The sequence below is a fragment of the uncultured Thiodictyon sp. genome, assembly GCA_903837595.1.
In the GTDB taxonomy this organism is placed as follows: domain Bacteria; phylum Pseudomonadota; class Gammaproteobacteria; order Chromatiales; family Chromatiaceae; genus Thiodictyon.
In genome coordinates this window covers 1-6,557 of sequence record CAILVI010000458.1, presented here as the reverse complement: position 1 = coordinate 6,557, position 6,557 = coordinate 1, and the positions used below count along the sequence as shown (strand labels likewise).

5 protein-coding genes are annotated in these 6,557 nt (G+C 59.5%); 4 read left to right on the top strand and 1 reads right to left on the bottom strand.

What is annotated here, in order from left to right:
* Positions 1-177: 177 nt before the first annotated feature.
* The 4 genes from QZY44_RS27395 (at position 178) to QZY44_RS27380 (ending at position 4,990) form a co-directional block, all read left to right on the top strand.
* Complete coding sequence (locus QZY44_RS27395) at positions 178-1,524, top strand: paraquat-inducible protein A (RefSeq protein WP_295455561.1); 1,347 nt, start codon at positions 178-180, stop codon at positions 1,522-1,524.
* Positions 1,439-3,172, top strand: a complete 1,734-nt coding sequence (locus QZY44_RS27390; protein WP_295455559.1) for an MlaD family protein — start codon at positions 1,439-1,441, stop codon at positions 3,170-3,172. The genes QZY44_RS27395 and QZY44_RS27390 overlap by 86 nt, the downstream gene beginning before the upstream one ends.
* 208 nt (positions 3,173-3,380) lie before the next feature.
* On the top strand, positions 3,381-4,112 hold the full coding sequence (locus tag QZY44_RS27385; protein WP_295455556.1) for an FkbM family methyltransferase: 732 nt from the start codon (positions 3,381-3,383) through the stop codon (positions 4,110-4,112).
* An 89-nt stretch (positions 4,113-4,201) separates the two neighbouring features.
* The gene (locus QZY44_RS27380; RefSeq protein ID WP_295455554.1) at positions 4,202-4,990 is read left to right on the top strand and encodes a class I SAM-dependent methyltransferase; all 789 of its coding nucleotides are present in this window, start codon (positions 4,202-4,204) and stop codon (positions 4,988-4,990) included.
* A gap of 511 nt (positions 4,991-5,501) precedes the next feature.
* On the opposite strand, the gene QZY44_RS27375 is transcribed toward QZY44_RS27380, so the two are convergent.
* A partial coding sequence (locus QZY44_RS27375; protein ID WP_295455551.1) for a glycosyltransferase family 1 protein occupies positions 5,502-6,557 on the bottom strand: 1,056 nt, incomplete at its 5' end.

Genomic DNA, 6,557 nt, shown 5'->3' with positions numbered 1-6,557 from the left:
GAAGCGCGGCAGCCCGCAAGGGGCGCCGATTTCACCGCTGTTGAGCAACCTCTACATGCGACGGTTCATTCTGGGCTGGAAGGTGTTGGGACACGAGAAGCGACTTGGTGCGAAGTGTATCGCTTAACGTCGGGGCGCGTGCGCCGCGTCCTGTCTGCTTTGAGTGACCACTGACCGATGCCCGACCCTCTCACCGAATGCCCGGAATGCGGCCTGCTACAGCGCAACCCGCCACTGCCGCCCGGCGGGGCGAGCCAGTGCATCCGTTGCGCCCGCGTGCTGCATCGTGATCGTCCCGACAGTCTGAACCGCACGCTCGCCCTCACCGTTGCGGCGCTGGCGCTGTTCGTGATCGCTAACGCATGGCCCTTCCTGTCGTTCTCGATGCAGGAGCAGGAGACGCAGGCGACGCTCGCCAGCGGCATCCTCAACCTCTATGACCAGGGCAAGTGGGAGATTGCCCTGGTGGTAGCCTTCACCAGCGTGCTGGCGCCCGGCCTGCAGTTGAGCCTGCTGTTGGTGGTGCTGATACCGCTGAGCCGCGGCCGGATGCCGACTTGGCTGCCGACCCTGTTCCGCCATGTCCGCACCCTGGCCCCCTGGGGCATGATGGATGTCTTCATGCTGGGCATCCTGGTGTCGGTGGTGAAGTTGTCACAGATGGCGACCATCGTCCCGGGTGTTTCACTGTTCGCCTTCGCCGCCCTGATCCTGGTCCTGGCCGCCGCCCAGGCGGTCTTGGACCCGGATCTCGTGTGGTCGCGGGTGCCACTGGCGCCGGGCGTGGCGGCGCATCCCCGCAGCCCCGGTCACGATCTCCTCGCCTGCGCGGTCTGCGGCTTGGTGGTTGCGCGCCCCGCAGCGCGGCGTGCGGGCCACCGACTGCGCTGCCCTCGCTGCACCGCGGTCTTGCGTGCGCGTAAGCCCGAGAGTCTCCAGCGGACCTGGGCGCTGGTCGCGGCCGCGGTGATCCTCTACCTGCCGGCCAATCTGCTGCCGATCATGACGGTCACGTCGCTTGGGAGCAGTCAATCGGATACCATCTGGAGTGGGGCGATCTACCTCCTCACCCATGGCATGTGGCCGCTGGCAGTGATCGTTTTCGTCGCCAGCATCGTCGTGCCCTTGCTCAAAATACTGACCCTGACCATCCTCTTGATCTCGGTTGGGGTGCGCTCGGCGTGGCGCCCGCAGGAGCGCAGCAGGCTCTACCGGATCACCGAGACCATCGGCCGCTGGTCCATGGTCGACGTCTTTGTGGTCACTATCCTGGTGGCCCTGGTGCGCCTGGGTAACCTGGCGAGCGTCGAGGCGGAGTCGGGGGCTATTTTTTTCTGTGCGGTCGTGGTTCTTACCATGTTCGCCGCCATGTCATTCGATCCCCGGCTGATCTGGGATGTTCTGGATCAGGACCCGGTATCGCACCAAGGGCAGGATCATGTCAGAGACCGCGCTCGGGGTATCCCCAGACCCGCCCCCGGAGCCAACCCCGGACCGCTTCCTCGCGGCGACCGGCCGGTCTGAGGAGTGGTCGGATGGCGCGTTGCCGCAGGCGGTGCGGGTGCCGCCGGTGCGGCTCTCGATCGTCTGGTTGATCCCGGTGGTGGCCCTGGCCATCGGCGGTTGGCTCGCCTATAAGACCTTCTCCGAGCAGGGTCCGACCATCCAGATTCAGTTTGCCTCAGCGGCCGGGCTGCTGCCCGGCAAGACCAAGGTCAAGTTTAAGGAGGTGGAGTTGGGGGCGGTGACCGCCATTGATGTGAGTCCGGATCTGAAGTCCATCGTGGTGACCGCCCAACTCACGTATGGCTCCGCCCCCTATCTGACGACGCACACCCGCTTCTGGGTGGAGCGCGCGCGGGTCACCGCCAGCCGGGTGTCCGGGCTCGATACCCTGCTGTCGGGGCCTTATATTGCCATCGATCCGGTGATCGAGGGGGAGTCGGCACGCCGTTTCCGGGGGCTGGAGGAACCGCCGCTCTTTACCACCTCGGAGCCGGGCAAGCGCTTCGTGCTGAGTGCGCCGACCCTGGGATCGCTGAACCTCGGCTCCCCCGTCTATTATCGGCAGATCGAGGTGGGGCAGGTGGTGGGTTACGAGTTGGACGCGGACGGTCACGCGGTGAGTATCGAGCTGTTCATCTCTGCCCCCCACGATCGACTCGTCCACACCGACACGCGCTTCTGGAATGCCAGCGGCGTGGACGTGGCGATTTCCACCACTGGGGTCCGGGTGGATACCCAGTCGCTCCTGTCGGTGCTGATCGGTGGCGTGGCCTTCGATACCCCGGAGACCATCGACGGGGAACGTCAGCCGGCGCGGGCCAGGGACGTTTTTCCACTCTATCAGGGTCGGGCCGAGGCCCATGCCAAGACCTATGCACACAAAGATCAGTATCTGTTGTACTTCAAGGGTTCAGTGAATGGCCTGGCAGTGGGTGCGCCGGTAATGCTGCGGGGGATCGCCATCGGTCAGGTGCTGGACGTACAGTTGAACTTCAACGTTGAGGACTTCGAGTTCCAGATCCCGGTCTTGGTCGAGGTCGAGCCGGAGCGTATCCGGGTGCTTGGTGAACCCGGTCAGAACGACCGGATCGCCGTGGTTGAGCGCCTGGTCGCCAACGGGTTGCGCGGTCAGCTCAAGTCCAGCAACCTGCTGACCGGCGAGATCTATGTGGACCTGGACTTCTATCCCAAGGCGGCGCCGGAGCCGATCGGGCGGCACGGGGACTATCTGGTGCTGCCGACCGTGCCGACCCCGTTGGAGGCCCTGGCCACTCGGGCGACCAGCATCCTCGATAAGCTCGATGCCCTGCCGATTGAGCAGATCGGCCGGGATGTGGCCGCGGCGGCGGCCAACGCCAACGCGGTCATCGGCTCCAAAGAGCTCAAGGGCGTGATCGCCGAGACCGCGGCGGCCTTGGCTGCCTTGCGCCAGACCGCGGAGCGGCTCAATGTCGAGATTGCACCTGACATCAAAGCGACCCTGCTCGCGACGACGGCCACGATGAACAAGGCCCGCGAGGTCGTCGCCGAGAGCTCGCCCTTGTATATCGAGTCGCAAAAGATGTTCCAGGAGTTGAGTGCAGCGGCGCGCTCACTGCGGCTCATGGCGGACTATCTGGAGCGCCATCCGGATGCGCTGCTCAAGGGCAAGGCGGGCGGGCGATGATCAAGGCCGGCCTGTGGTCTGGCGCTGGGCTGGCAAGGTTCCCGTCGGTCGCCCGCGGTGCCGGCTCACCGGCAGCGCCCCGCCTCTTTTTGCTTGTAAACCGAGTGCCAGTGCGTTATTTTTCAGCCCCGCCGCAGATCGCGGTGCGCTAACCATGCAGGTGAAGATGGCCGACCAAGTGCTCTGAGCGCTGATCAGGCTGACAATCATGGCACCAAGGCTGCTTAAGTACCTCCAATTGCTAGTGAATCGACGATACTGGCCCGCCCTGCGCCACGGCGTTGCGGCCACGGTCGAGCACGATGCCGCACTCGGACAGGATGACTTCGCCACGGTCATTGACGTGGGTGCGAACAAAGGTCAGTTCGCGACCTATGCCCTGACACGTTGGCCCCGCGCACGGCTGATCTGTTTCGAGCCCTTGCCGCAGCCCCGCGCCATCCTCGGTTGCGTCACGCAGGGCCGTGCCGAGATCCACGCCTGCGCACTCGGCGCCACTGGCACGACTGGTCAGCTTCACCTTGCCACCCGGGCGGACTCCTCCTCGCTGCTGCCCTTGGGTACCCAACAGAAGGCGATCTTCCAGATGGATGAGTGCGGTACGCTTGCGGTGCCGATCGAGCGCCTCGACGCCTGCCTGAGTGTACCGCTCCAGCGGCCCAGTCTGCTCAAGATCGACGTCCAAGGGTATGAGCTCGAGGTCCTGCGCGGCGCCGCTGGTCTGCTCGACGAGATCGACGCCATCTATGTCGAGGTCTCCTACGCCGAGCTCTACGAGGGTCAAGCCTTGCATGATGACGTCGCGACCTTCCTCACGTCAGCCGGATTCCGCGATGCGGGGCACTTCAATGAACAGGTCTACCACGGTGCTCGTATCCAGGCCGACCTGTTATTCCGCCGTCAAGCCGTCGTCCAGGCGAGTGGAATGAGTGTTCGCTAGACCGACATCGCCTTCGTCACCATCCAAGATGCTACGCGATCGCCCAGTACGCTCCACCGTGTTTTACTAGACTCAGAGCCTTGACTATCATGAGCCAACCAACAGCCCTCCACGATCGCGTCGAACGCGAACGCCAAGCGCACGAGGTGGACGATGTTCTTGCGCACTCACAAGCCTTGAAGGATCGCTTTTCGCACGTTGTGAAAACGCCTGGCTATTTGGAAATGGAGGCCCGCCAAGTGGCTCTCATCGAACAGATGCGCGACGCGCGCGTGCTTGACTACGGTTGCGGACGCGGACAAATGTCGCTGCAATACCTCAAGGCGGGCGCGCGGCAGGTCAAGGGCATCGATATATCCGCAACCTATGTCGCGGAGGCTGCGGCGCGTTGCAAAGAGGCGTGCTACCCACCCGAGCGATTCTGCTTTGAAGTCATGGACGCGCACGCACTGACGTATGCCGACGACAGTTTCGACTGGGTGATCGGTCGCGGTATTCTCCACCACCTGGATCTCGGTACCGCAATGGAGGAGATCCGGCGTGTGCTTCGGCCAGGTGGACGTGCCGTCTTCCTGGAGCCGCTGGCCGATAATCCGCTGCTGCGGCTGTTTCGGGCGATAACGCCCTCTGCTCGAACGATCGACGAGCGCCCGCTGACCCGTTCTGACCTAAACACGGTCTCTGCGGGCATGCAGAGCGAAACGCTGTTCTTCGGCATGTTTACGAGCCCTGCTGCGATGCTCACGTCGATCCTGATGCCCCGATCGCCGGCGAATCCCATCATTGGCCTTACGGACCGTCTGGAGCGTATTTTTCGACGACGACATTGGCTCGACAATTATCACCAATACGCGCTGCTGATTTTGCGCTTACCGTGAACCTGGATAGAGCGGTTGGATCTTGCGTGACGTAGTTTAACCTGCTGAAATATTTGCGCAAGGATGTGCATATGAGTGTAACCGGTAGGCCCGCGGCGTTCTTCCCCGCCCGCCGCCGATCCCGACAATGGCCCCCATCAGGGGATGACCGAAAAGCGCAATGGCAAGCCGTGATCAACCGTGGCGAGCGCCGGCCGCTGGGAGTGTCGGCGTTTTGCCGGCCCGAGGGGATCGGCACAGCGACTTTCTACACTTGGCGCACGCGCTAGGCCGCGGGCGCACCGGGCGCGGCGCTGGCGGCAGTGGGCGAACCCGCATTCCTGGAGCTGGGAGCGCTGCCTGACGCGGCGCGTCCCGGGTCACCCTTGATAAACTCCAGCAATGTATCACAAGCGAATGGAATCTGGAGGCTACTCACTATTCCTTTGCAAAGCATTAGATTGAGCAATTAATGCCAGGCAATATAGCCTATGATATGTCGCGAAAAAGGGCAGAATCGGAACCGTCATCTTCATGAGTTTTTCACTCCTTCTGCCAGATCTGGAATTAAGTGCAACAAGGTATCAATTAAAATCTCACCGCTTTTCTGCCAGGTATAGGGTTTTATCTGATTTAGGCCTTTCGCGATCCTATCTGCTATAAATAAATGATCTTCAAGACGCGAAAAAGCATTTCCCCAGCTCTGCTGATTTCCAGGAGTAATATAAATTGGAACATCGCCACACAACTCTTTATGAACAGGTATGTCAGAAACTATGACAGGGCGACCACAAGCCATGACTTCAAGCGGTGGCATCCCAAATCCTTCACAGAGCGAAGGATACACAAGCGCTTCACAGTCTTGCATTAATCCAATCATTTCGATGTCTGAAAGATATCCAAGAAATTCGACAGCTTCTTGCAATCCATATTTTTCAACTACCTTTTGCAAATATTCTCGATATTTCCCGTTTAACGGTGAGCCTATTATTTTAAGACGATACTTGGCTTTCCACTTGTCAGAGTTAATAAATATTTCATGGGTATTCTTATGATAAGACGCTGCGCCAATAACCAATAAGTATGGCTTATTTAATATCCGTCTAGTAGCGGATGGACAGAACTTTTCCTGATCTACTCCGCAAGGTACAACATATATCTTTTCAAGCGGGTATTTATAATATTCAGCTATTTCGTATTTAACCGAATTTGATATCGTAAATACCGCCAATGATTTTTTCATGATACTTGGCAAGAGATACTTGAAATAATAATACGCAAATCTATACTGCGATGGAAATCTCAATGGGATAAGATCAAGAATGGTGACTATCTGATTATCGCGACCTAGCAGACCATGGTGCGTGGGGGTATAAATAACACCTTCAAATTTTGGAAAGCCTTTCCATAAATAAAAAAAACGCTTTAAGGAAGCACCGCCGGATGCGCCAATGGCAATACTATCAGGACACTTCACGTGATGTCTTGAGTTAGTGTCATAACAAGAAGAGACGACTGAACAATTTATCTTCCTTTCTATAGCCTCAGTACATTTCTTGCTATAAATGCCTCCTCCTCCTGGCGAAAG